General features: G+C 43.6%; 23 protein-coding genes. 11 read left to right on the plus strand and 12 right to left on the minus strand.

What is annotated here, in order from left to right; translation table 11 throughout:
• The first annotated feature begins 362 nt into the window (after window positions 1-362).
• Entirely contained in the window at window positions 363-1,565 is a 1,203-nt protein-coding gene (locus ST42_RS12570; RefSeq protein WP_044073744.1) for a pyridoxal phosphate-dependent aminotransferase, read from the plus strand.
• Window positions 1,566-1,698: 133 nt separating this feature from the next.
• On the opposite strand, the gene ST42_RS12575 is transcribed toward ST42_RS12570, so the two are convergent.
• Window positions 1,699-2,835 (minus strand): AAA family ATPase, encoded by a 1,137-nt coding sequence (locus tag ST42_RS12575; protein WP_044073745.1) that lies wholly within the window; start codon window positions 2,833-2,835, stop codon window positions 1,699-1,701.
• A gap of 631 nt (window positions 2,836-3,466) precedes the next feature.
• On the opposite strand from ST42_RS12575, the gene ST42_RS12580 reads away from it, so the two are divergent.
• The 8 genes from ST42_RS12580 (at window position 3,467) to ST42_RS12615 (ending at window position 9,717) form a co-directional block, all read left to right on the plus strand.
• Window positions 3,467-4,378, plus strand: coding sequence for a WYL domain-containing protein (locus ST42_RS12580; protein WP_044073746.1), 912 nt, complete (start codon window positions 3,467-3,469; stop codon window positions 4,376-4,378).
• Window positions 4,379-4,400: 22 nt separating this feature from the next.
• Window positions 4,401-4,628 carry a hypothetical protein gene (locus tag ST42_RS12585; protein ID WP_044073747.1) on the plus strand — a complete coding sequence of 76 codons (228 nt, stop codon included), beginning with the start codon at window positions 4,401-4,403 and terminating at the stop codon, window positions 4,626-4,628.
• A 26-nt stretch (window positions 4,629-4,654) separates the two neighbouring features.
• The gene (locus tag ST42_RS12590; protein ID WP_044073748.1) at window positions 4,655-5,932 is read left to right on the plus strand and encodes a PD-(D/E)XK nuclease family protein; all 1,278 of its coding nucleotides are present in this window, start codon (window positions 4,655-4,657) and stop codon (window positions 5,930-5,932) included.
• A 19-nt stretch (window positions 5,933-5,951) separates the two neighbouring features.
• Window positions 5,952-7,112, plus strand: a complete 1,161-nt coding sequence (locus ST42_RS12595; RefSeq protein WP_044073750.1) for a hypothetical protein — start codon at window positions 5,952-5,954, stop codon at window positions 7,110-7,112.
• Window positions 7,113-7,162: 50 nt separating this feature from the next.
• Complete coding sequence (locus ST42_RS12600) at window positions 7,163-7,777, plus strand: hypothetical protein (protein WP_044073751.1); 615 nt, start codon at window positions 7,163-7,165, stop codon at window positions 7,775-7,777.
• Between the two features lie 91 nt (window positions 7,778-7,868).
• Window positions 7,869-8,534, plus strand: coding sequence for a nucleoside 2-deoxyribosyltransferase (locus ST42_RS14540; protein ID WP_082028662.1), 666 nt, complete (start codon window positions 7,869-7,871; stop codon window positions 8,532-8,534).
• 104 nt (window positions 8,535-8,638) lie between these two features.
• Window positions 8,639-9,301, plus strand: coding sequence for a hypothetical protein (locus tag ST42_RS12610; RefSeq protein ID WP_044073753.1), 663 nt, complete (start codon window positions 8,639-8,641; stop codon window positions 9,299-9,301).
• On the plus strand, window positions 9,298-9,717 hold the full coding sequence (locus tag ST42_RS12615; protein WP_044073754.1) for an FtsZ/tubulin family protein: 420 nt from the start codon (window positions 9,298-9,300) through the stop codon (window positions 9,715-9,717). The genes ST42_RS12610 and ST42_RS12615 overlap by 4 nt, the downstream gene beginning before the upstream one ends.
• Before the next feature lie 113 nt (window positions 9,718-9,830).
• On the opposite strand, the gene ST42_RS14120 is transcribed toward ST42_RS12615, so the two are convergent.
• Window positions 9,831-10,010 carry a hypothetical protein gene (locus ST42_RS14120; RefSeq protein WP_197068952.1) on the minus strand — a complete coding sequence of 60 codons (180 nt, stop codon included), beginning with the start codon at window positions 10,008-10,010 and terminating at the stop codon, window positions 9,831-9,833.
• Between the two features lie 695 nt (window positions 10,011-10,705).
• Between ST42_RS14120 and ST42_RS12620 the strand changes: the two genes are divergently transcribed.
• A complete protein-coding gene (locus tag ST42_RS12620) occupies window positions 10,706-13,186 on the plus strand; it encodes a hypothetical protein (RefSeq protein WP_052488346.1) in 2,481 nt (826 codons plus the stop codon).
• A 349-nt stretch (window positions 13,187-13,535) separates the two neighbouring features.
• Here the strand turns inward: ST42_RS12620 and ST42_RS12625 are convergent, their stop codons facing one another.
• The 10 genes from ST42_RS12625 to ST42_RS12670 all read right to left on the minus strand — a co-directional run bounded on the left by ST42_RS12625 (window position 13,536) and on the right by ST42_RS12670 (window position 25,689).
• Entirely contained in the window at window positions 13,536-14,339 is an 804-nt protein-coding gene (locus tag ST42_RS12625) for a TatD family hydrolase (RefSeq protein WP_044073755.1), read from the minus strand.
• A complete protein-coding gene (locus ST42_RS12630) occupies window positions 14,336-15,079 on the minus strand; it encodes a hypothetical protein (RefSeq protein WP_022316528.1) in 744 nt (247 codons plus the stop codon). The genes ST42_RS12625 and ST42_RS12630 overlap by 4 nt, the downstream gene beginning before the upstream one ends.
• Window positions 15,080-15,104: 25 nt before the next feature.
• Window positions 15,105-16,079 carry a polyprenyl synthetase family protein gene (locus ST42_RS12635; protein WP_044073756.1) on the minus strand — a complete coding sequence of 325 codons (975 nt, stop codon included), beginning with the start codon at window positions 16,077-16,079 and terminating at the stop codon, window positions 15,105-15,107.
• Between the two features lie 946 nt (window positions 16,080-17,025).
• Entirely contained in the window at window positions 17,026-18,420 is a 1,395-nt protein-coding gene (locus ST42_RS12645; RefSeq protein WP_044073758.1) for a methyltransferase RsmF C-terminal domain-like protein, read from the minus strand.
• A gap of 213 nt (window positions 18,421-18,633) precedes the next feature.
• A complete protein-coding gene (locus tag ST42_RS14125) occupies window positions 18,634-18,948 on the minus strand; it encodes a hypothetical protein (RefSeq protein WP_197068953.1) in 315 nt (104 codons plus the stop codon).
• 128 nt (window positions 18,949-19,076) lie between these two features.
• Window positions 19,077-20,747, minus strand: coding sequence for a DEAD/DEAH box helicase (locus ST42_RS12650; protein WP_052488347.1), 1,671 nt, complete (start codon window positions 20,745-20,747; stop codon window positions 19,077-19,079).
• Window positions 20,748-21,410: a hypothetical protein gene (locus ST42_RS12655; RefSeq protein ID WP_042519975.1), complete on the minus strand. Its 663-nt coding sequence runs from the start codon at window positions 21,408-21,410 to the stop codon at window positions 20,748-20,750.
• Window positions 21,411-21,422: 12 nt separating this feature from the next.
• Window positions 21,423-23,513, minus strand: a complete 2,091-nt coding sequence (locus ST42_RS12660; RefSeq protein WP_044073759.1) for an LlaJI family restriction endonuclease — start codon at window positions 23,511-23,513, stop codon at window positions 21,423-21,425.
• 5 nt (window positions 23,514-23,518) lie between these two features.
• Window positions 23,519-25,078: a DUF4268 domain-containing protein gene (locus tag ST42_RS12665; RefSeq protein ID WP_044073813.1), complete on the minus strand. Its 1,560-nt coding sequence runs from the start codon at window positions 25,076-25,078 to the stop codon at window positions 23,519-23,521.
• Window positions 25,079-25,407: 329 nt separating this feature from the next.
• Complete coding sequence (locus ST42_RS12670; RefSeq protein WP_042519977.1) at window positions 25,408-25,689, minus strand: hypothetical protein; 282 nt, start codon at window positions 25,687-25,689, stop codon at window positions 25,408-25,410.
• 385 nt (window positions 25,690-26,074) lie between these two features.
• Between ST42_RS12670 and ST42_RS14130 the strand changes: the two genes are divergently transcribed.
• Window positions 26,075-26,407, plus strand: a complete 333-nt coding sequence (locus ST42_RS14130) for a hypothetical protein (protein ID WP_197068954.1) — start codon at window positions 26,075-26,077, stop codon at window positions 26,405-26,407.
• Window positions 26,408-26,981: the final 574 nt, after the last annotated feature.

Consider the following 26,981-nt stretch of genomic DNA (forward strand, 5'->3'; position numbering starts at 1 on the left):
ATAAGAGGCGGCAGATGATTTCTGACTGCTTTTCAAATATTTTCATGAAAAAAACTTGATAATCATTTACAAACATCGTATCTTTGCCCTGTATAAACCCAAATCGGCATAATTACCGTTCGGGGCTGGACCCTGAGCAGAATAATTACCGTTCGGGGCTGTATCTAATGAAAGAAAAACGCGACACTACAGGTGACAGAACCTGTCTCCTCACTTCAAGACACACACACTTGATTCCATCGGCCCTTTGCGGCAGATGGCTGACAGAGGCAAGGCTGCACGCTGTTATATAATATCACATTGAACGGTCTGATGACCGTATTGGATTTAATATCAAATATCATAAAAAACAAAAAAAAGATATGAGTAAAGTATCAATGCGCGGACAAGAGATGCCTGAATCTCCAATCAGCAAGCTGGTTCCACTGGCTGCCGCAGCGAAAGAAAGAGGAACGAAGGTGTATCACCTCAACATCGGACAGCCAGACCTGCCTACACCGCAGGTGGGACTCGACGCTCTGAAAAACATCGACAGGACGCTCCTGGAATATTCCACTCCAGAGGGCTATCTGAGCTACAGAAAGAAGCTCGCCGGATACTACAGGAAATACGACATCAATGTGGAGCCCGACGACATCGTGATAACCTGCGGCGGAAGCGAGGCGGTGCAGATAGCATTCATGGCTTGTCTCGACCCGGGCGACGAGATAATTCTCACCGAACCTCTCTATGCCAACTATCTCGGCTTTGCCATCCCGGCAGGAATCAAGGTGCGCACGATAACCACCAAGATTGAAGACGGATTCGCACTGCCGGCAGTGGAGAAATTCGAAGAACTCATCAACGAGAAGACCAAGGCTATCCTCATCTGCAACCCCAACAACCCCACCGGAAGCCTCTATACTCCAGAGGAGATGGACCAGATAAGAGACATGGTGAAGAAGCATGACCTGCTGCTCTTCTCCGACGAGGTTTACCGCGAATTCGTTTATACGGAGAATCCATATATCAGCGCAGGCAGTCTGAAGGGAATAGAGCAGAACGTGGTGATTCTCGACTCCGTGAGCAAGCGCTACAGTGAGTGTGGAGTGCGTATCGGAGCCCTTGTCACCAGAAACAAGGAAATCAGAGACACGGCGATTAAATTCTGCCAGGCCCGCGTGTCGCCTCCTCTCGTAGGCCAGATCGTCGCCGAAGCTTCGGTGGACACTCCCGACGAGTATTTCCGTGAGGTGTACGACGAATATGTGGAGCGCCGCAACTGTCTAATCAGCGGACTAAACGACATCCCCGGAGTATTCTCTCCCACACCGATGGGCGCCTTCTATACCGTGGCGAAGCTGCCGGTAGACGATGCCGACAAGTTCTGTAGCTGGTGTCTCTCATCGTTCAGCTACGAGGGCCAGACAGTCATGATGGCACCTGCCAGCGGCTTCTACATCACCCCCGGTGCCGGCCGCAACCAGGTAAGAATCGCCTACGTATTGAAGAAGGAAGACCTCGAAAAGGCCCTCGTCGTATTGCGCAAGGCCCTCGAGGCTTATCCCGGCAGAGTGGAGGAATAAAACCATATCTATCCTTTCGGAACTATACTATATTAATATCCCCATAATTTCCTCACAGTTGTGGATAGGAGGTTATGGGGTATTTATATGGTCGAAAAAATCTAAAGAGGTCTTCATGTTATTATTTTCTTGTTTATATTCTCTTTAACCACAGATCCATGAATCTGTCGTAGATGTGGTAGCCGTCATTGGTTCTATATACCAATTCCTTGTCTTCTAAAATCTTAAGAGCAGCCTTTACGCTGCTGGCTCCGCTCAATTTATGACCTTTGATGAACTTGCCTGCTGTCGGTTGTGCAACGATGTCGTCCTTGGCAATGGCTTTGAGAAGAGCAAACTGATTTTCTGTAAAGAACTGCGTCATGCTCTCATACTGCGGTTCTCTTCCCTCAAGGATGGAAAGGAGAGCGGCATTGACTTGCGACATGTTTTCTACTTGGCTTTCTGATTCGTAAAGGCGGTTCATAATGCATTGGATATACCAAGTATGCCCATCGAACTGCTGATAGATATGCTCGAAAATCTCTTTTGATAAGTCACCACCTTTCTGCTTAAAGAAGCTTTGGCAGAAGTTATAGTAAATGTCGCATTTCAGTGGCTTTAAGCCCATCATCTCTGTGCTTTGGTAGAATGGATGTTTTGGCGAGCCGAATATTTCTGCCATCAAATGTTGTTTGCTGCCAGAAAAGATAAAGTGTACATGTTGGGCGAACTGAATGTAGGAGCGAAGCAAAGCCTCCGTTCCCTTCTCCGGATATTCAGCTATCTGCTGAAATTCATCGATGGCGATATATACCTCTTTGCCACTCTCGTTGAGATAATTGAAGATGCTACGAATAGTAATATCTTCTTGTGTTGGTTCCACCGTGATGGAGACACTCGGTTCGCCTGTCAATGGATCCATGCTAAGCACTGGGCGTAAGGCACTGAAGAAAGCAATGGTCTTCTCGAAGAATGAGGCGTTCTTGCGCACAATGTCGTTGATGACCATAACGCCAAGTTGCTCCACAAAATCATTCAAGTTCTTGGTGGCGAAAATGTCAAGGTATAGGCATATGGCATCATTCTCTTCTTCCTTGAGATGGTAGAAGGTGTTCTTAATAAGTCCTGTCTTGCCAATCCTTCGAGGAGAGATGAGGGTAATATTTCTTCCGTTCTTCAAGTGGGAAAGTAAAGTCTTTGTTTCTGCCTCTCTATCGCAAAAATACTCAGGGCTTTCATAACCTTGATAGACAAAAGGATTCGCTAATTTCTTGTAACTTAGTGTCATACGCCATTACATGTTTTATGTTACAACTTTTTTGTAATGACAAAGGTACGACTATTTCTTGAATATTAAAAAGAAAAAGGGCAGAAAGTTGAAAGACGTACTCTATTTTCTGCCCTTTGCCATGTGATTATAGAAAATCTATCATGGAATTTCTATAATTAGGGTCTGCTGAATTATTATCTGTTCACAGACAGAGGGTAGCAGACGTAGCCCCTCATAGCGACGACAATGATGAAAAACCGCCAGATTTCGGTCAGGGCAAGACAAAGTTCCCTCAGGAACTCCATCACGTTTTTAACGAAGTAGCACATTCCCGTCCAGCATCGTGCTGTATCAGAAAGCTTGGCTCTTATGTCATTGGCTCGATAGATTCTCTTGCCAGTACCGAATGAGCATTCGATTATAAAGGTGCGATTTTCCAGTTAGGCAAACGAAGAAATAAAGTTATATAAACTTAAATATCAGAGAGTTATAAATTATTCAGTAAACACTAATTATTTCTATAAAATTGCCACAAAAAACTAGTTATATAATGATATCCACTAGAAAACAAAAAAAAATCAAGGTTATGCCCGTGAATGACATACCTTTTGTATAACTTTGCCACAAATAAAGGTTAAAACTTACGAATATGGCATTGAATCAGACAAACAAACTTGTATGGATCGTTGAGACCATCAACAGAGCAGGTCAGATTACTTTTGAGGATCTTAACCGCAAATGGATGGACAACGTAGATCTAAGTGGCGGTGAGGAAATGCTTAAACGCACATTTCATAAATGGCGCGACAACATTTTCGATACATTCGGTCTATTGATTGAGTGTGAAAAAGGTGGGCTATATAGATATTATATCAGCAATACCAGTGATTTACATAACGACAGTATTGAGAACTGGCTACTTAGCACCTACTCTGTGACCAATTCTCTTATTGGAAGTAAGTCCATCAAGAATAGGATTATTCTCGAGGATATTCCTTCTGGTATGAAGTACTTGGATTCGATAATAGATGCCATGAAGAAAGATTGTTTGATTCATATAACCTATTATAACTATTGGCGAGGAGATTCACGTCAGCACTATGTAATGCCACTCTGTGTAAAGTTGTTCAGACAACGTTGGTATATGGTTGGTAAGGCATGGTCAACAGGCTTCATTACCATATTCTGCCTTGATCGCATCAAGAATTTCCGTTTATCCTCTCACACCTTTGAATATCCTGTCGATTTTTCACCAGAAGAATATTTTAACGGATGTTTTGGTATTATCACAGATGAAAACTACCCCATTCAGCGTGTACTATTGAAAGTGGATGCACGTCAGGCACATTATCTTCGCGATCTTCCTTTACTTCCATCAGGTGCTCAAAAAGAGTTGGAACATACCAATTCCTACAGCATTTTTGAACTCCAAGTACGACCTTCTATCGATTTCCAACAAGAGCTTCTATGTCAAGGCGATTCCCTTGAAGTGCTCGAGCCCCAGTGGCTCCGCGATGAAATAGCTCGTATTGGCAAAGGTATCTGGGAGAAGAATAAATGAAAATAATTAAAGATACAGCATTGTGATTATTGAAGTTCAATTTGAGTATCAGAATTTACCTTCTGATGTAAAGACAAAGAATTCTGTGCTTCAACTTCATTCCTTTGAGGATAACGGGGTTGTATTCGAAGTTCCCGAAGGCTATATTGGCCACTTGGATGATGTCTATACAACATCTGACAACATGGCTTTTGAAGATCTACTTCCTGGAAGATATATTTTCAAGGATGAAACAATCTATTCGGCATAATGATGGCTTTACATATCTAAAGACTTATGGAACAGACTGTAAAAATGAATCATCTACTTGTTCTCTCGGAACAGTTGTATAAGCGTATTTCAGAGTCAGAAAATAAAACACCTTATGCATTTAACCTTTTGGACTTAGCAGGGGTGAATGAACCTTTCACAAGCTTAATTTTAGCTCACATATTTAAATATGCTCCAGAACAGAGAAACCCGTTGTGCACATCATTTATTCGTAGATTTCTACAGCCCTGTGGTTTCGACATGAACTGGGTAAAAGCTCCGGTCGTTACAACTGAAAAGGAACATATTGATGTTTGCATTCATGAACCAGGTAAATATGCGATTGTTATTGAAAATAAATTAAAGGGTGCTGTGTTCCAGCGCAATCAATTGGCACGCTATATTGCAACGCTTCGCAAGAATAATCGTTTTCGTGACAACCAGATTTTCATAGTCATTTTGCCTAAATACCACGATAACAAATTTCTTCAGCATCTACCAATGTCGGTTTTTCGCTTGCCAGAAGATTGGAATAGCAACAATCAGGATCGGGCTTGCAAAACCAATGACGCTTGTAGATGTTTATGTGATTGCGGGCAATCGTGTCCTCAGTGTACAACTTGTGAGAAAGATTTAATGCAGAAGTTCTCTTCACGTACTACTGTAGTAGATAAGGAATTGTTGGAATGGTTGAAGCAAGATTGTCTATCGCTTATTCCAAAAAAGGAATTGCCTTTGAAATCTGCAATCATGCAATTTTATGACTTCTTGAATGGTATATTTGATAATAGATTTAATCAAAAACTAGCAATGGAAATAGTAGATTTTTTGCGCGATAAACTGCTAAAGAATGAGCAGGACATTGAAATTCAGAATAAAAGCGAGCAGTGGAAAACAATTTTAGCAAAAATAAACGAATTGGATGAATTGAAGTCTGGGATGCGCGAATTACAGAAGCAGCTTTCCTTTGAGTTGATGCAGGATTGGAGACATCGCATTCTAGAATATGCTGATCTTCATAAGTCTTATAATATTGAAGTAAGCAATATCGGCTTTAGATTATTCATTCAAGGAGTAGAATTGGGCTGTTGGTATGATATCCATGACGATAGCGAAATAGAACCTTATTGGGGATGTTTAGCCAAGACAGAAGAGCAGCGAAAAATCGTAGCTAAAATTCTTGATAAAGCAGGTGTTCCACATGCTGATATAATTGAGTGGACAACAGGCCACACCCTCCATGGCGACGAACGTTTCCTCTCATTCATTCAGGAAGCACAGGATTTAAAATTATTAGAAAAATAATATAAAAAAAACGATTATTATGTGCAAGATTCAAGAAGAATTGAAAGAATGGGCAGAGGAAACCTATAATTTCTACTTGCCACTTGCTTCTAAGCTGAATATGGATTTTTACACTCAGTCTAAATTGACCGACATCACAGATGACAAGCCTGTAGAATTGATGGTAATAGGTATTAATCCTGGTCATGGTGGTACGTTTCTTAAAGATAGATTCGAGAAAAGTGAAGATTTACTTTTAGGCAATACTTATAAAGGTAAGCATGAAACAATCCAGAAATGGCGTATTCTAACGAATTTACGCTCTATTCTTGATTTTGCGGGTCTAGGCTCTATGCTGGATAATGAGAGCCAATTTGTTTTTACCAACGCTACATTTTTCTCAACCCATGATGAGAATGACTTAGTCGGAAAAGAAATCAAATCAGCACAGTTGGAATCTATCCAATATACTAAGAAACTGATTGAAAAAATTCATCCAAAGCACATCATCTGTTTAGGGGGTAAGAACTGTACTGATCTCATTGTCGAAAATACGAAGCCACTATTATCAGATTTGGTAAAGTTAGATTATGGAGTTATCGGAGATATCCCTGTTTATGGTATCAATCACACTAGCAGTTTCTGGTCTTCAGAGGAGATGGAATTAGTAGGAAAAGCTCTAGGGTTAGCATTCTCTATTGATCGAGAAAACATCGATATAAGCAATTTTGAAAAGAAAATGAAAACTGCGGTCAATGATTTTAAAAAGAAAAGATATGATCGTGACAATATCAAACTCGAAAGTCTATTAAGATGGCAGTATATTTACGCTTGCCTAAATAATTTCTGCGAGTATCAATTACATCTTGAGAAAGCTGAATACCAAAATGACTGGGTGAGATTCTTTATTAAGGATTCTGAAGGAAGAAACATCTTAAAACTTGCGTTGATAAACCAAGCAGACGAAAAAAGTATAGGAATTACTTATTTGGAGAAAAACCAGTGTAAAGGTGATAATTTTGATTCATTGGTGGCATCACTACAATCCATAGATAAATTCAGTCCTTATATTACGAGTAAAGATAAGGTAGGTTGGATTGGATATTTGAAAATGACAAATAGACTTAAAGATACAGATTTATTTATTAGAGAGACAAAGTCACTTCTAAGTGATATAGTCTCACATCTTTCCTCAATGTAATAGTAATACTTGAATTTGAATATTGGTTGTATAATAAATAAAGTTGAAATATGGACACTAAAGATAAATCGCTACCAAGATTGATGCGTGATTCAAGCGAAACAGACGGCAAAGCTGAGATAGTTATGGATTATGTATTATCATGGACGCTGAGAAGAGCTGCCAAGGAATGTGATATCGACAACAAACCTCTGCTGAGACATTATTGTAGGTATATGTTAGGCTTGCTTTTAGAAATACCAATGTCAGATGACGTAATAGTATCAGAAGTAAGGGTATGGAAAGAATACTGGAATATTGATCTTTGGGTAGAAGTAGCTCTTCAGTGCAATGGAGAAACAGAGCATCATGCTATTTTGATAGAAAACAAATATTATACGATGCTTCATAATTCCTATGATGATGACGGAGTACCACGTAACCAATTAGAAGTATATAAAAAGAAATTTGATCGCCATTATGCAGATCAAGAACATGATAATGATATCTGGCAGAAACATTATGCATTAATCACATGTATTGATCGCGATGATCCCAAATTCGAATCATACAAAATTGCGGAATCGTTTGGCTTCAATATCTTTTCATTCTATGATTTGCTACCTGAAGCAACAGAAGACACAGAGAGCGATATTTTTAATGAATTCTGGCTTAGGTCATGGTAAATTGATGGAGAAATAAAACTTTTATGGAGTTATGCCCACAGTTGGCATAGCTCCATTTTACTTTTGCACCAAATTACAAAAGTAAAGCAGTATGAACAACAAAGTTTATTTCGCAGACTCCATTCGTGGTGGCAGAGCTGATGCAGAACTATATCAAAGGATGATTGATTATATCAGCCGGAAAGATAAAGTGCTGACCGAACATATCGGCAAAACTGCAATTAGCATGAAGCAGCAGACTCGGATAATCGACTCACATATCTATGAACGTGATGTTAACTGGCTACAGTCATGTGATATGGTCATAGCAGAATGCTCTAATGCTTCTCTTGGTGTTGGTTACGAATTGGCATATGCAGAAGCTCATAATATTCCTGTGTTTGTTTTTTATAACAAGCATTCATCTTCCTTATCAGCAATGATAAATGGGAATAGATATTTTAGAACCATTCCTTATGAGACTGAAGATGAGATTTACACTGCTCTTGACAAAATCCTTGACAACAATTACAAGTCTTTCGATTTCATAGATATAGATGCAGTAATTACAGGTAATCATGGACTTGATTATTTGCCACACGGTTGGCACAAAAGAGAATTAGCAATGCTCATGGGAAAACCTGCACAAGGAAAAACGATTTTCTCATTGCGAAGTGCTCTCAATATATCAACTGAACATATTCCTTCTATTTACTTTCTTCCGGAAATGGAAGGAGAACATGCTATAAACAAAATGGCTTTTAGGTATATTCAATGATGATCCAAGAAATAGATGGATTCCTGGAGAGACAATTAGTTTACTAATTTCTGGAATAATGGTACTTCTTGCGATTAGAACAATGTTTGTGAAGGTTAAATGATATGGAAGAAATAGTATTAGAATCTGTAAGGTTGATTGCGGCTGATCAAGTCAGTGAATTGGTTATTAGCCAACTACGTTCAGAACACATCTATTCTTTAGGGAATAGTTCTTATGTATTGATGAATATGGTACTGGTATCATCAAAAAATGGTATTCAGAATATTAAGAATGTACTTGCCAATCATAAGAAAGCTAAGCGGGCTATTGCAGTTCTGATAGACTCAGAGCTGCAAGTTCCAGAAATGGCAGACATTGATTCTGTTCTGTCATTCACTAACAAGGATGAATTTTACAATGAATTCAAAAGCTTTTTGTCTTTGATTCGTCACAATGTAGAAATTCATGGGTTAGTCTGTTTTGATTTTAATGACTTTTTTACGATGATTAAAGGCAGAAATGAACTTTCTGTTCATTCTTGCGCTTATAACGAGAAAATTAGTGAAGCAACTTCAGAATTGAGAAAGAATATTAATCCAAATCATGCTAACTATCTGCTGACATTTACTGTTGAGCATTATAATCCAGATACGTTTGGGGAAGTATTTTATCCTATCAAGACATATATTGACGAGTTACCAGACGATGGTAATGTCTTTTGGAATTTCAGAGAATCATCGACAAAAGAAGTTGTATTGTTTATCTCAAAACAAATATTATCATGATAGATAACAACATTAAATCGAATATTAGTCAAGGTGAAGAATTAGAAGAGCTTATTGCCCAACTCACACAGAATGGCATGCAAATTAAGATAGACAAAAATGATCTTGACTATCTCTATCATGCTAATGCAATACTTAAAAGAAGAATCATTTCATTTCCACATTTTAGTGAAACGAGGATTGATAGTATCATTCGTGAAATGAACAGCTACAGCAATATCTGCCATAAAGATTACAATAAAGTAATACTGTATATAGCTACATCCTCCAAGAATCCTTTGCAAATGGATGAGATGAACCAGATAGTATCACTAATTAGTGGTTATTTCACAAGCGATACAGAATGCATCTGGGGTATGGCGACAGATGAAAAACTTGAAGATAAATTGTTGGTTATCATTGTATGTAGTAACTAGTAATATAATAAGTTTAGGGAAATTTTCAATGGGATTCACCGCTATAACTATACGTACAATATAAGTGCAACAAGAAGTTATTAGGCAAAAATAAAAACGGTCAGAAGACCGCTTTAAAGATGAGGAGGAAGGCTTATTTGCCTTTTCCCTTTTTCTCTTCCAGCTCCTTTTCTGGAGTTCTTCAAGTGGGAAAGTAAAGTCTTTGTTTCTGCCTCTCTATCGCAAAAATACTCAGGGCTTTCATAACCTTGATAGACGAAAGGATTCGCTAATTTCTTGTAACTTAGTGTCATACGCCATTACATGTTTTATGTTACAACTTTTTTGTAATGACAAAGATACGACTATTTCTTGAATATTTAAAAGAAAAAGGGCAGAAAGTTGGCTCATCCGACATTTGGAGTGATTTGAAGCGCGCATCACATCTAATAGCTCTGGCCTCAGACGGCTTTCACAACGAATTGAAATCCATCATTCGTTCAGTCTGCACTTCCAAACGGGCGTGTTGTGATTTTTGGTCAGAAAAACACCATTTTCATGCTCAAAATCTCCCCCTGCCGTGGGGAATGAAACCCCACATTAGGGGGAATCGTTCCCCACACCGTGGGGGATTTTTTGGCATGTGTCATATACCAGACATGTGAACACCTTCAGAACTCACTCTTCATGAGCATAATAGGAGTGTTTGAAAAAGTCTGTAAGAATAATCTTTCCTTCTAAAAAACAAAATCCAAGCAAGCCCTAACGACCGATTTGGGTTAAAGTCGCATCTGAAACCTCTATTTTGCAAAAGTTGGTATTTTGATGACATAAAGGAAGAATTTGTCTATAATAATTTGCTAGATGGAATAATTTTACTATTTTTGACGCGGTTTTGGAAATGTCGCCTGCTTTGTGGCAGCATTGTGGCAGGCTGATGCTTCTATGCTAATTAGGGTTTTAAGACATATTTATTTGCAGTGCTGCCTTTTAAAAAAACATGTCATCTATGAGGAATATCCACATGATCATTTCGGCAACGTTGTGTTCTCTCATGCTTCTGCCGTCAGTATCCTACGCCCAGAAAACACCGATGGGCAAGTTTGCCCGAGCGGCAATGAAAGCAATGCCGAGAACATCAGAATGCCACAGTCTGCCCAACCGTGCAGACGACGAGATTCCCACCAAGACAGTTGTAGACCAGCATTTCGACAAATGGACAGCAGGTACCAACGCCGAACCCGACACCAAGATGCTCGGAGGAGGCAGCGTGAACTATGTGCTGCCGGCAGACCTCATGGGAACGAAGGGCTGGACCGGCAATGAGGTATACCAGGCAGGACAGGCATGTGCGCTACGCATGTATGAGTCTGAATACGGTGGTCTTGCAGGAGGATTCATAAGCACACCGGAGATGGAACTCAGCGGAGACGTAGTGCTGAAGTTCCGCGCCAGATGTCTGAAAGCCGGCGACGAGGGCGTCATCCGTGTGGCACTGTGCGACAACAACGAAGGTCCCGTTGACGACCGTGATTTTGACATTTCCGACCAGTGGCAGGAATTCACCTTCGCCACTGACCAGGCCACATTCAATCCCAACAATATATTCCAGTTTTCTGCCGAGGAGGTAGACCTCCTGCTCGACGATATCGTGGTGACGCGCAAGGCCAACAAGATACCGGCGCCACAGGTGCTGCAACCAGTAAACAACTCTTCCACCTCGTTTACAGCCCGCTGGAGCCCCACTACGACGGCGAGTTCGTATCTCCTCAACGTATACCGCAAGGAGATGCCGGAACACAGTGTGGAGCCAGGCTCTCTGTCGGAGAATTTCGACGGTATCAACATCAACGCCGACGGCAAGACCATAAACCAGGACAACCCCGGCTATCCGGAGGGATGGACTATCAATCTGTCGGCACAAGGCTCACAGGATGTATACACATCCGAGGGCAACTACAGTTCGGCCCCATTGTCGCTCTGTCTGGATGCCGTAGGCGACGAAATCATTTCGCCCGAGACACCGGCCCCGATAACATCACTCTCGTTCTGGGTGAAACCGAGTAATATGGAGAATGAAACCGACTATACCTACTCATTGGTGCAGGTAGCCGTATACAACGAGAAAGACGGATGGATACCTATCGCCAATATGCCAAACTACTATATGCAGGCCGAAGGCGGACAATACTCGTTCACATCAGAACAGATAGGAGAAGGAATGACAAGGGTGAAGTTCTTCTTCATACAGAAAAACTCCGTCGACTTCGCCATCGACGATGTGAAGATAGACTATGCCACACAGCGAGTGCCGGTGACCCAGCTCGACAAGGAACTGACCGACACCTGCTACACCATGGACATCGACCCCAACTATGAATATTTCTACAATGTGAGAGCCAAGAACGGAAGCGTGGTGTCGAAGCCATCGCCAGACATGTGGGTAGACGGCATTCTCGGAGTGAAGGTGGAGGCAAAGGAGGCAACGAATGTCACCGAAACCTCGTTCACGGCAAACTGGACGGAGCTGAACAATGCCGACAGATACAAGCTCAACATCATGAAGGTGCTGCAGCCCAAAGAGGATATGCAGAATGTGGTGGTGCTGAGCGAGAACTTCAACAAGATTGACCAGGGCACCATAGACAATCCTTATAACCCATACACATATGTGTTCAATCTGGCTGAAAACGGATACACAACGACCGAATGGCTCCTGCAGCTGCCTTATCTGGCTGATGGAATGGCAGGAGCACAGCAGACCAACGTGTGGATGGGTCTGGCAGGACTCGTTACATCGCCGCACCTCGACCTCACCTGCGACGGCGGAGCGTTTGATGTAGACGTGAAGGCATACAACACGTTTGCCAGCGACACTCTCTTCGTGATGCTCCTGAAAGACTACACCGACAATGTAGCCACCGACCATCGCATCATGCCGCTCACGCTGAATGGCACGGGAATGACATCTGCCACAATCCACTTCGACGCTACCGACAACAAGAACCTGCGTGAGAACGTCATCCTGGCATTCATGAGCATGTATGGCCAACCTTTCTTCATCGATGAGGTAACCATCCGCCAGAATGTGCGCAAGGGCGAGACTCTCATAGCTCCGTATTCGGTGATGTATCCGAAAGGAAGCGGTTTCAACGTGACGGATCTCGACCCGCAGTATACTTATGCCTATGATGTTACGGCGATGAGGACCAAGGATTACACTAACTATGTATCTGAAACTTCAGACCGTGTGTATGTGAATGGCATAGAAACCGCAGTAGGCAGTGTCTCAACCGGCAGCAACGCCCTTGATATCAGAGTGGCCCACGGTAGCATCTCATTGTCTACAGACTATGACTCAGCTGATGTATACGACATGCAGGGCAAGACAGTGGCAACTGTTCCGGCTGGTCGTCATGCCGTCAGCCTTGCTCCCGGCGTGTATATCGTGAAGGCCGGAGAGAAGACAGTCAAGGTGGTAGTGCCATAACCTCTGCTCGGCTGATAAGAAAACAAGGCAGGTAGCTACATCCTTTTGTGTTTACATAACCTGATACCTGCCTATAATAAAATCCCCCGATTCTGTCCATTCTGGGACAGGTCGGGGGATTTCTATAGTATCCTTCCTTTAACCCCAATCGGTCATTAGGCCGTTTATTGTATTTTTTAATTACTGCTTGCAGTCTTTTGTTTTTTATAAGGCGTCTTTTGTCTGTTTTTAATTCGCAATAGCTCGCTATTACTCATTAAAAGCCAAACAAAATCCACTCTTCTAAAAGAACAAAATCCAAGCAAGCCCTAACGACCGATTCGGGTTTAAGAAACATCCTTATGGCATTCTATCCTTCCGGCAGGAACATCCTCTTGGCGTTTGCTGTGGTGTGGCGGTCTATTTCCTCGGGGGAGATGCCGTAGGCGAGGGCGAGGCGGTCTCTTACGTATGCCACATAGGCACTCTCGTTGCGCTTCCCGCGCATCGGCACGGGAGCCATGTATGGAGCGTCGGTCTCGAGCACGATGCGGTCGAGTGGGATGTGGGGCACCACTTCAGGCAGATGGCTCTTCTTGAATGTCAGCACACCGCCGATGCCGATGTTGAAATTGCCGAACGACAGCAGCTGTTCTGCCTCCCGCTCGTTGCCCGTGAAGCAGTGGAACACTCCTCCGCGGCGCAGTTCCCGTTCGTAGCGGCGCAGTATTCCCACCATCTCGTTCTGTGCCTTGCGGCAGTGTATCATCAGCGGCAGGTCGGCCTCTATCGACCATCTCACCTGCTCCTCGAAAGCCTCCAGCTGCTCTTTCTCGAATTCGCGGCTCCAATAGAAGTCCAGTCCCACCTCGCCGATGGCGATGAACGGAGGGTTGTCTGCCGACGGTGCTTTCTGCCTCTGCTCGTCGAGAATCCGTCGCATCTGGCCTACTGCGTCTTTCCAGTCCTCTTTCACCTCCTCCGGGTGGAGACCTATCATGGGGTAGGCGTAGCCCGGAAACTGCCGGCATGTGTCCACCACGCTGCCGATGCTCTTGAGGTCGATTGCCGGCACGAAGATTTTCTCCACTCCGGCATCCTGTGCCCGCTGTATGGCCAGCGGGCGGTCTTCGGCGAATTCCTCGCCGTCGATATGAGTATGCGTGTCAATCATTGTTCATTCTCCTGTTTGTTTTCCTTTTCCTTCTCCTGCATCTTGCGTTTCTCCTTGCGGCGCATGTAGTAGCGTATGCCGAAGCGCTCACAGTCGGCCACTCGGTCTATCACGAGTTTTCCCTCCTCGCTGAAGTGCGCCTCTATCTGGTCCCAGATGCGCAGTATCAGTTCGTCGATTTCGGGTCGTATCTCCTTGAGCCGTTGCTCCATTTCGCTTGTGCGTTTCTGCAGCGCCTTCTGCTTGTCGTAAGCCTCCTTGAAGATGTCGAAGTGGGTCTCCACCATTCCTATCGTGGGGTTGTAAATCGGTCTGCCACCCTTCTTCACGCGGTTTTTCTCTCCGCTGATGATTTTCGGTCCCCATTCCGTTATTGACCCTATGCTGTTGTCCACGGGAATCATGGTGGCGGTCTCCTCCAGTCCGTAGAGTTTCAGGTTAGAGCGCTTTATCTCCCCTCTTGTCACAGCCATGAGCAACACCTGCATGAAGTGGCTCTCATACATGTAAGCCTTTTTCTGCAGCTGGTCTATTTTCGTTCCGCTCCGCCATTGCGCCTTTTTGTCCACCTCGTATTGCGTCACTGCCGTGAGCAGCTTGTCGTAGCAGGTGCGCGCCTGGTTTATGTCTTTCCATTCCAGAAACCTGTCGCGGGCCATGTATATGTCGTTGTTGTCGAGCAGCGTCTTCAGTGCACTGAGTCTCGACTTGTCGGTATTGGGGAGTCTTCTGTATGGCATTTCCTCTCTTTTTGTGGGTGTTTCGTTATTTCTTTCTGTTCATCATTCTCTCGGTGTATTCGCGCAACACCGCCTTGCGGTCGTCGCTCACCGAGAGCTCGTTGAGATGCTGTCTGCTCTGTTCGAAGTATTCCTTTATCCTCTGTTCGGCGAGCTTGTCGATTCCGAGCCTGTTGTAAATCTCCGTCACGGCAGCAATCTTCTCTGCCGGATCGAATTCCGTCGCCGTGGTCCATCTCTCCAGTTCGGCACGCGTCCCGGCATCTGCTCTGTTGAAGGCGTTGATGAGCATGAATGTTTTCTTGTTTGATGTGATGTCGCCGCCGATAGCCTTTCCGAACACCTTCGGGTCGCCATACACGTCGAGCAGGTCGTCCTGCAGCTGGAACGCCAGTCCCACCTTCTCTCCGAAGGCATACAGTGCGTTGGCGTCGGCATCCGAAGCCCCTGCCACCACGGCACCCATCTTGAGTGCGCAAGCCAGCAATACGCTCGTCTTCAGTCGTATCATCTCGATGTATTCCTCCTCAGCCACATCGTTGCGCGTTTCGAATTCCATGTCGAACTGCTGTCCTTCGCTCACCTCCAGTGCCGTTTCGGTGAAGAGGTCGAGTGCGGACTTGAGATATTTGGTGTCGCATTTCGCCAGGTGTTCGTATGCCAATACGAGCATTGTGTCGCCGGAGAGGATCGCCGTGTTGTCGTCCCATTTCTTGTGTACGGTGGGACGGCCACGCCTCATGTCCGCCTTGTCCATGAGGTCGTCGTGTAGCAGTGTGTAGTTGTGGTAGGTCTCCAGTGCCGTAGCCACGGGCAGTATTCTGTCCACGTCGTCGTGGAAGAGGTTGTATGCCATGAGCACGAACGACGGGCGTATGCGTTTTCCGCCGGCGGCGAGCACATATTCTATCGGGTCGTAGAGCGACTTTGGTTTTCTCTCGTAGGGCAGTGATGCGATGTATGCGTTCACTTTCTCCTGTATTTCGGTTGCTGTCAGCATAATTATGTTTTTTTGTTAGGTTTGTCGTATTTATTATATGTTACTTATTCAAGTTTTGCAAATCTCTCATTTGTTGAATGGGGGAGTGCCCCAAGCACTCGCAAATCCTCTGAAATCCATATAGAAATCCAAAGATTTCAGGTCAAAAAATAATCCGTGAAAGATTAATCCGTGTTCCTCGGTGTTATCTGTGTTTTGTTTTTTTTGACCTGTGGCCATCGCCGAAGGCTGATGGACACTATATGCTTTCACACTGGAATCCTTTCCATCCTTTGACATCGTGTCCACAGCCTTCGGCGTGGACAAATCAAAGAAAAAACACGGATATCACGGACTTTGCACGGATTGGTCTTCACGGATTTTTTTCTTTGATATTATTTTGCCAATGAGTCTTGGATTCGGTTGGGATTTTTCCGGATTTGGAGCACTATGGTGCTCGCTGCTTCCAGACGACATCAGCCAATGGTTTTGCCAATGAACATTAGCCCCCTCTCGTTCTCAAACCCATCCTAACCTTCCCCAAGGGAAGGGACAAGTTACTCTGCTTTGTCAAAGACTTCAGATAATCACATCAGCCAATCACATCAGCCAATCACATCAGCCAATCACATCAGTCAATCACTTCAGCCCCCTCTCGTTCTCCCCCGTAGGGGAGATGCTGGTTACTCTGTATGTCGAAGGACTATAGATGTCCTGGTGTATCAGTCCCTCCCCTACGGGGGAGGCTAGGTGGGGGCTGATGCCATTTAGCCTTAGTAACCAGTTCCTTCCCTTTGGGAAGGTTAGGATGGGTTGTCCCTTTGGGAAGGTTAGGATGGGTTGTCCCTTTGGGAAGGTTAGGATGGGTTGTCCCTTTGGGAAGGTTAGGATGGGTTGTCCCTTGGGGAAGGTTAGGATGGGTCTGCGGTTATGATGGGTCTGCGGCCAGGTGTGGCTGACACCAGACCTATGCATCGTTCTGCATCCTTATTCTCCATTCCTGCGGAAAGAGGTTGTTGGTGCGGTTGCCCAGGTTTTTCACGAATCCCAGGTTCAGCCCCTGATACCCCACAGCCACGAATCCGCGCGGTGTGTCAGGCGGTAACTGTATCGGTTCGCGTCTGAGATAGGCAATCGCAGTGTCGCGGTCGAGTTCCGCCGTGGCGAAGGCTTCAGGGTTGAATGCCGTTGAGAGAGCGAGACCTTCGGCAGGTATGATGTCCTTGCCCTTCGGCTCTCCCAGTCGGATGCCGGCATGCATCACGCGCAACTTCTCCAGTGCGGTGTCATACACGTTGCGCCACTGTTTCCTCACCGCCACGAAGCGCTGTCCGAGCGTGGTGATGCTGAAGTCCTCGTTTCCCTTTATCCATCCGCTCATCTCCTTAGCCCCCTTCACGGCCTGTTCTGCCGACGCCTTTCCGCGCCGTTTCAGCTTCTTGTCCTTTTTCGTTGCCGAGGAGTCGAGCATACTGATTGTGGTCTGCTGCGAGGCATCGCTTCCCGTCTGTCGCAGAGCCGCCATATACAGACCTTCTGATCGGGTCTCGCCCGGAATGAAATGCCTCTCGGAGAGCTTTTCCATCTGCCATTCAGAGCAGATGAAGTCCACGTTCTCCTCATCCTCCTGCCTGTTGTATGTGCAGGTGGAGTATACGAGCAGTCCGCCGTCTCTCAGACACGGCATGATGTCGGTGATAATCTCCCGTTGCAGTGCGGCACATTTTTTCACGTTAGCCACCGACCATTCCCTTATCGCCCCCTCGTCTTTGCGGAACATCCCTTCGCCGGAGCAGGGCACGTCGGCGAGTATCACGTCAAACTGCAGTCTGCTGCGCTGGTAGTCGATGGCATAGTTGTTGGTCACTATCACGTCGGGGTGTCCGAACTTCTGTATGTTCTCCATCAGGATGTTTGCCCTGGGGCGCATCGGTTCGTTGGTCATCAGCAGACTTCCCTCGGGTAGCACACTGCGCATGGCGGTGGACTTCCCTCCCGGTGCGGCACACAGGTCGAGCACCATCAGCGGACGGTCGGCGGGTGCGTGGTCGCGTATCACCTGGGTGATATACATCGAGGCAGCCTCCTGCACGTAGTATGCTCCGGCGTGTAGCAGGGGGTCGAGAGTGAACATCGGCCGCTCCTTGAGATAGCGTCCCTCCCGACACCATTCCACGGGCTCGTCTTCCTCTGCCGGCAGTGCCATGCTGTCGGAGCGGAATTTCATCGGGTTCAGTCTCACGCTCACCGGCGGTTCCTCACCCATGGCTTCAGCGAAACGCGTCCACCGCTGCTCTCCCATGATTTCCCGGGTGTATGTGGAGAACTCCTCTGGTAGTGTTGTCTTCGGCGTGGTGGTCATCGTGTGGTGTTATGTTTTTTTTGTTATGATTCCTATTTGTTTATATCCGTGTCCTGCTGCCGCTGGAGTCATGGGGTGCTTACCCCAAATCGTTCATTAGACCGTTTATTGTATTTTTTATATATACTGCTTGCAGTCTTTTGTTTTTTATAAGGCGTCTTTAGTCTGTTTTTAATTCGCAATAGCTCGCTATTACAAACAAAATCCACTCTTCTAAAAACTCAAAATCCAAGCAAGCCATAACGACCGATTGGGGTTTACAGTCATATTGCCGATGCCATAGGCAAGGCTTTCCTCCTCGGCAGTGCTCCGATTATTCGCTTGGCGTCGGTTGTTGAGGCTTCGCAAAATGACAGCAGGGATTTCTAAGAATTTACAAATATAGTGTTTTTCTCCTTCATATCGCCCGTTCGGCGGAAAGAAAATAATATTTGAATCCGTTTTTAACAAATATTCAAGCCCTGATGACCGATTGGGGATAAAGCTTCTGATAATTGATAAAAACAAAAAACAGTGACGAATCATCATATTAGAGCACTATTTTTTTAAAAGCAGAAAGCTGATATTTATGAGATAACACTGGGGATATTGAAAAACAGATTGGAATTGTCAGCTGCGAGCTAAGATATCCAGCCTTTCCAATATCCATCACAGTTTCATTGTTTCTTATATTTGCTGATCGCTTCCAGCATTTCAAACAATGTCATTTCATCTTGACTCACATTAGGATAGAGTTTGCTTATATCAAGAATATCATCATAGCTAATACTTGCCAACATCGCGACAAAAGAAAGAAGTGACTGCAACTTGATGTTGGTATTGGCAATTGCATGATTCTTTAAGGTATCTGTGCCAAACACAATTCTCTTTGCCTTCTCATTGTATTCATAAACACAATTTCCTACAGCTTCCGTTGATTTGCCATGCTTCTTTACAAATGGATAGACCTTGAAAGCCATTTCTGTCCCTCGAACAAGATAATAGTCACATAGTGAGAACTCTTTTATTTCCATTTTCTGGCGCAATGCTTTCTTCGGTTCAGCGCTATCGTCTGTTGATGCGTCTTGAGCACCACGGACTACCATCATTCTCTCATTGTCTTCTCTGAACCTGCTTTCATCAACTTCTGCCACAAATTCGCCCTCATTACTAAAAAGGCGTGAGTTTTCTTCATGCACGACATCTTCATGCCCCTTGAAGTGATACAACCACTTTCTGTTAGCATCCGGCAAACCGAAATAGTTGTATAGTCCTACATTGTCTATGATAATGGTCTTCTCTTTTCCTTCTACTACACGAAGTCCACGTCCAACCTGCTGTATGTATAATGCCAACGATTTTGTCGGACGTGCAAGTTGTATGAAACTCACACTCGGGCAATCAAAGCCTTCCGTGAATATGTCTACATTTACCAGTACTTTTATCTTTCCTTCTTTGAAGGATGAAATGAGATCATGGCGCACTTCTTTTGGAGTGTCGCAATCAACGGCTACGGCATTGACTCCATGACTACTGTATAGTTCAGCAATATTTGCTGCATGGCGCTTGTTTATGGCATAGATAATACCTTGTCTGCCTTTGGCGAATTTCTCGTATGATTCATAAACCTTTGCGCGTATGCGCTGATTGTTAAAGGTGTTGTCAAGGTCTGTATTTGAGAAATCCCCAGTTGAAGTAACTTCTGAATTATTCACGAGCTTCTGCACTTCTGAATTCGGCTTTATGGAAACATAATCAAAATCTGCCAATAAGCCTTTGTTTATGAACCAAGAAATCTGTGGTGATGTTATCAAGTGCTGGTATAGTGACAGAAACGACTCGTGATTTAATCTCCACGGCGTAGCCGTCACTCCTAATTTCTTGGCTTCCGGAAACAGATTGAATAATTTCATATATGTATCAGCAAGGGAATGATGCGCTTCGTCCACTATTATATAATCAAATCTCTGTCTGCATACATTATAATAATTCTTATCCGTCAGAAGTGACATTATGCTACCTACTTGCACTCTCTTCCATAAATGCTGCTCTCTCGCTCCTTGTATAAATCCATGCGCTATCCCGAACCGAGACAATGTGGCAGATATCTGGTCCAACAATTCTGTCCTGTGTGCCACTACCAATATGTTTATTTCTTTGTGTTCCCTTTTGTAATTGCACAACAAGTCATTTATCAATGATGTAAACAAGTAGGTCTTGCCTGTGCCTGTAGGCATCTGCAACATCACTGAATCATATTTTGACCACGCATCAAAAATCTTGGCTTTGGCTTCTATCTGATGTGGTCTCAGATTTATATTGTCTTGGACGATTTTGGCGAAATCCATTTAGATAGAGGTAATCTCCATTTTTATATGAAACATAGCACCTATAACTCTAAGAAGTTTTACTTTATCTCTTGTCGTATTGGGCACTATTATCCAGCGTTGGCTGTCTACTTGCACTTGATTGTTGAACATCTTTGTTGATGTTACCAAAGGATTACCGCCCCACGACAGTTCCTTGCGCTTTATTTCGTCAATACCGATTTCCCAAACCACCTCAAGAAACGTGTCTAAAGTACTGTTATTGGCAAAATATCTGCCGTCAGGGAATTTTACCAACAACTTGTCTTTTACTCTTGTGCGTCTCTCTTTATTGGGATTTTCTTGTGCCTCAAAATCAGTACCAAGTTCTATATTCAAGCCCAAAGACAACTGGTTGTTTATTGCTGTCAATTGCAAAAACTTTCCTTCTGAATTTGATTGCGTATTTAAATACCATCCATCACAAACCGGTTTCATCCAGTCTTTGTATTTTGGATAAACTTCCTTTGACAACAAAGGCAGATGACACAAGTCCAATCTGATGTCGGATATGACTTCCGTGCCAAGTTCTTGCAACGTTGCAATCATCGTGTCTGTAACGTTTTTATAGCATATTGATTTTCCATCAGGAAACATCACCCTCAGAAGTTTCCTCTTAGCTCTTCCTCGCTTTACTTCTTCCATATACTTATTTGGTTAATCTGTATACATTTTCATAGTATAATCCAGCGAAATCAATTCTCCTGGCTGCATCTTCACTCTGTATATCTGCACCCACTCTTCGCCTATCGGATGATAATCACCAAGTCTGATGCGTAGTGCCGCCTTGCCGTCATATTCTGTGATGCCGATTCTTTGCACATCGTAATAACCGTCTATCATACCGCCGACCATCGGCAGGAGATACTTGATGCCTATTAAGTTTATGCTTGGTATTCTCTCCATGACATAATACTTACCTCGGTGTTCCGCAAACGCCTTGAAATTCTCGTCGGTCTTGCGTACAAGACAGGTAAAGACATTCTTTTCACCAGCATCACCCGGCATAGCTGGCATGGCGCCGGATTCTTTCGCCGGCAACACGTCTTTGGGATCTGTTCCCAACTCACATTCGCGTATCACAAATGACTTTCCCAATTCTGCGAGCAACACCTCATTCTTCTCTTTATCACTCTTGTCAAGGGCAAGCGAGAAAATATCCTGCTCCTCAAATGGGGTATATACTTTTCCCAGCACTTGTCTGAAATGCGTTTCCACATATTCCTTTACGTTCACCGTCGGCCGTGGCTTCATGGCATAGAACTGGAAGTCCTGCTGGAGCCAGGTCTGAATCTCCGAACGGAACTTCTTGCGTATCTTTCCTTTCCAATTCCTCTGCTCGCCACCATTGTTCTTGGCATACAGGGACAGCACAAACAGAAAATTAACATCATAATGGAACAGCAACAACGTGTCACGGTCATACAGACGGTTGTCAAACTGCTTCGACATATAGCGGTTGCTCTTGCGGTCGGTCTCTTTTATGCCGTCGTTGCCATAATCAAATTTCCCGTCCATCGTTGCCGAGATAAAGAAATTTGGAATGATATTATATCCTTCTGTCTCGTCATCACGCAGCTTCACGCCTGATGACGGAATACGGCCATCGTTGAAAATGTCGAGATTCCACTGTATCACATTTCGGGCGTATGTGTATTGTTTGTAAACGGACTCTTTGCCGAGCTCGTTTCCCATTTTATAATACTTTGAGTCTCCGATATAATAGGTATTGCCGGTATCGCCCTCGACAAGACTCTTGGCAGTATAGAGATGGTCTACGATTTTGCCGTCTTCCTGCTTCTTGTCCATTCCATCCGGCAACGGATTGTCTCCTATCAATGTATCGATGATTGCCTCAAACACGATATGGAAACTCTTCACCAACAGATACTCTTTCTGGTTGGTATTCACGAACACCTGCCTTGACTCATCAAAGAAGGCATAACAGAGCTTCCACAGCTGCAATGCCTTGTCAGAGAAATACTTATATTTAATTTGCTGCAAACGTACTTTGCCATAACCTTTGCGGTATTTCTCAAACTGCTTTCCGCGAATCAGCTCGAAGTTGCAGTTGATATTCTTCTCGAATCCATACGTTTCGCCTATATAGTTCAGAATAGAGAAGAATATGACGAGCAGTTCCTCGTCAAAGTTTATCGTCCTTTTCTTGTTCACAGGATTCAGATACACCGCATTTCCGTCTTGCACTATCGCCGTTGTCGTGCCTATAGTGCGTGTCCAGTTTATCTTGTTGTATCCTGCATGGAGATTTTTCAGCACAAAGAAGAAGAAGCTCTGGTTGTCTTTGTTGAACTGCAACAACGCAAGCAATATGTCAAGAAAGGTGTTGCTCAGTCTGCGACTGCCAAACCCAGCCTGTGTGATTTTCTTTTGATAGACGATGGTGGAATCATTCGTCTTGTCATTCTTGTATACCACAATCGCACGGTAGATCCACACTGCGAATCCATACAGAAAATCCCGCTCATCATTGGTCAACTGCTTCTGACCTTCGGGCATTACTATGCTTTCCGGACGATACTTCCCGAAAGCCAGTTCCTGTCCGTCCACATCACGCAGCAGCACCTTCGGAAGAATAAACACGCAGTCGCCCTGTGAGACATTATAAAAATATCCCACATAATGCACCGATACCTTTCCTTCCACGTTCTCCAAGGCATCAATACCTTGCAGCACATCACGCACATCGGCGACATCGTATTGGTATTCTTCTATCAGTATGCGCATGACTTCTACTTTTTAGCGTATTTGAGGAACACCGCTCTCATGCGTAGCAGACGGTCTATGATGAAATCAAACTGGACTGGCCAATCTTCTTTATTTTCAAAGTCCACATCATGTTTCTCTTCGCTGATAATACTTGATTTCTTGTCAGGAATTTCATTCCATTCATATTTTACACCCATCTCTTTTTCTATTTCGTCTTTATGGGCAAACAACCTATAGTATTCATCAGTAGTTTGGTCATAATAAACTTGCATTTCAATAGCATGTCTTCTACGCTGTTGGATGGCAACAAGATAAAAATCCGTTCCAGTTACAAAGAAATTCTTCCAATGGCTTTTGGTAGATTTCTTTATTCCGCCAAAATAGGTTGCAAAATCTTGGCTATGTTTTGGAGCGTATTTCAAGAAGGCATCCCAATACTCATAGCGTTTCTTCTCTGTTTCTGTCCATTCACTCTGTTCTCCATCATCAGTGCTTTCTTTCTGACCCTTGTATTCCTCATCGTCATCATTTTCTGAAACTGGTTTCAACTCCAGATTGTTCAAGAACCGTTCCACCTTTTCCTCGTTGACCTCGGTCTTGCCTGCTTCTGTGATATAGAACTTGTCGAATGACAACTTGCCATTATCTCCGTCGCTGAAAGCCTCGCCCTCAAACTCACTATCCTTGAACACATCATTCCAAAGGTAGAACACAACCTTGCTGACAAACTTCTCCGCGCTGATAACGCCATTCTCTGCCTTGCAGAAGAAATAACCAAGTTTTTTGTCTTCTGAATATGTGGCGTCATAGATACGACTGTTTATTGCAACAAGGAACTGCCACCAGTCGTATTTCGCACCATTTACGTCTATCGCCCAACGCTCGCCGGCATCACTTATTGGCACATAATTCCAATCCCAACGACGCTTGAAGGCTGAATCTATCGGGAAGAGGCTTTGGTCGCTGGTGTTCATCGTTGCCCAGATATACAGATTACTCGGCAACAACAACACTTCGCCATTCAGCACCTGAGATACGATGTCTTCTTCATCAAAGTGTTTATTGATTTCGTCCTCCTGCGGTATGGTGACTCCGGCAAATGCTTTATGCAGCTGCTTCTGCATGTCGGCATCCGCCTTTATCGGATATTCAGAGAAGCCATGTGCGCCTCTATCCAACAACTGGAACAGGTCGCCAAATATTTGGGCACAATTGCCACGGTTGATTTCCTCGATTATCAGGTATTCCTTCTTTGCCTCCTCACCGGCACCGAGTTGGTTGAATTTCTGCCATGCCTCTATATAGGCTTGCAGAAACGCCTGACTAACAAACTCATAGACAATCTTGTCTTCTGTCATGGGCTTGCCGTCAGCTCCTTCAACGGGTACGGCTTTCGTACCAATAACAGTCGTTACTGGCACAGTCTTGGTCGTCGGCTTATATGCTCCTACAAATGTTGAGTAGTCGCTATCCGGGTGGAACGTAGTGCGAACTACATCCTCACCCCTCGTCTGCTCCTTTATAGTATGACTCTTACCGGTGCCTGGGGCACCGTAGAATATTTGTTGGAGAGAAGGACGCAACGTCTCTTTTGCAACATTGTCACTTTCATCCTTTGAAGAAAAGAATTCTTTTGCTTTTAAAAATCGCAAATAGAAATGTAGCGCATTAGAATATTGATTTCCTCCTTTTTTATTGTATTTATTGAAATCATCATTACTTTCAAGAGTAATGATTAATTCTTCAAGTTCTTTTACTGTCGTGATACTGTATATATCAAAATCATTCAATCCTCTTATATATGCAAAGGTCTTGCATATACGCGAAAAGTCGCTATAGTTTTTATAGCTTTTGGGAGTACTCGTGCAGTTTTCAATAAAGTACTTATATTCTTCTTGTATTGACATCTGAATTATTTGTTTTTTACATTATTGTATGCTGATATATATTTGTCTATTGGAATACTATTTATAAAGAAATGCGTTTGTCTCTTTACATCTGTTCTTTCAATAACCCATTCAAGGCTGTCAAAATTGGGAAATGATTTTTCTATCCATTGTTCAGCATTTGAAACGGCCTCTTTAACATCTATACCAAAGAATTTCCAGCCTGTAAAAAACTCAAAAACGCCGTTGTCCAAATCATATACGAATAAATTAAAGACGTATGAATTTAGTTCATCTCCTTTTTCCATTTTTTTTATGCAAAAATACAGCAATCCATTCTGATGGAATTATGATTTAAGTTTATTCAGGACTATTTGACATTACGAACAGAACTTATATCCATATCTATTTTCGTTAGTAACTACATTGGTATAATTGCTTTTTGTATTAATTGACAAAGATAACGTTTTTTGGTTATATATCAGTATGGCAATACTCCTTTTTACGAAACTTTTACAAACAGACCTGCACGTTGATTTCATTTAGCTAAAGTTACAAGCATCTCTGCCAATACTAATAAATCATAAAAAATAATGGTGGTGGGGGAGGAGGTGGATGAAAAAATGATTTTTTCATACCTTTGCAAATTGTTTTCAGACTCGATGGTACGATTGACATAAATGGCACATTCGGGTGAATCAGTGTTATTCAGGAAATATAAAAAACTGCAACAGGTTATGCGGAGATTGTCTGCAACAGGTTATTACAAAGAATGAGTATTACGAACTCTTCAAAATAACCCCTGCAAATATGGAATCGGTTGTCGATGCCTCTTTCCTTATTACCTGTCCTGATTTCAGAATAAATGATATTGATGCTGCAAAATGGACAATCGGAGGTGAAAATTTACCTAATGATGTAAAGAGCCACGTGTACTTTGGAGACAAAAAGATGTACAAGACATATGACTTGATAGGTAGGGTGTCCAGTTCCATGTTCCTGTTTTTAGTATCAAAAACAATGTAACAACCATCTAAATCATTGATAATCATTCGCTAAGTAAAATATAATCGTGAGTGAATTCACAGCTGATATTTTGATAGTTATATTTGTATTATATTTTATATCTTATTTACTGATTCTTAAGGAGTTAAGTTACAAGAACGCACTCAAAAACGAGAACATAGAATTGGACACCCTATATAATAACTTGGTATGATTTGAGTGAGAAAAAATATGAGGCTCAAATCATGCCAAGTTTTTTTTCACCGTCACCAAGCCACGGAGCGGTCATCAGTTCTGTGGCTTTTGCTATACGTTCCTTTACAAGCGTTTCATATAATACTTTTGTACCATTTTGGGGCACGGTGCTTGCCCAACATGGGCAAGCACGTTACCCAACATGGGCAAGCACGTTACCCCACTTGGGCACGTTTGCTGCACGGATGTTGCCCATTTGTCCCCAATATGGCAGACTCCGTTTGGGCTTTTTAAAAAAGACTGAATTTCACTTGTCCTCTTGTTGTTTTAGACGAACCAAGAGTATCTGTCCCTCCCCTTCGGGGGAGGCTAGGTGGGGGCTGATGTTCATTGGCTGAGT

It is taken from the genome of Prevotella pectinovora (assembly GCF_000834015.1).
Taxonomy (GTDB): Bacteria; Bacteroidota; Bacteroidia; order Bacteroidales; family Bacteroidaceae; genus Prevotella; species Prevotella pectinovora.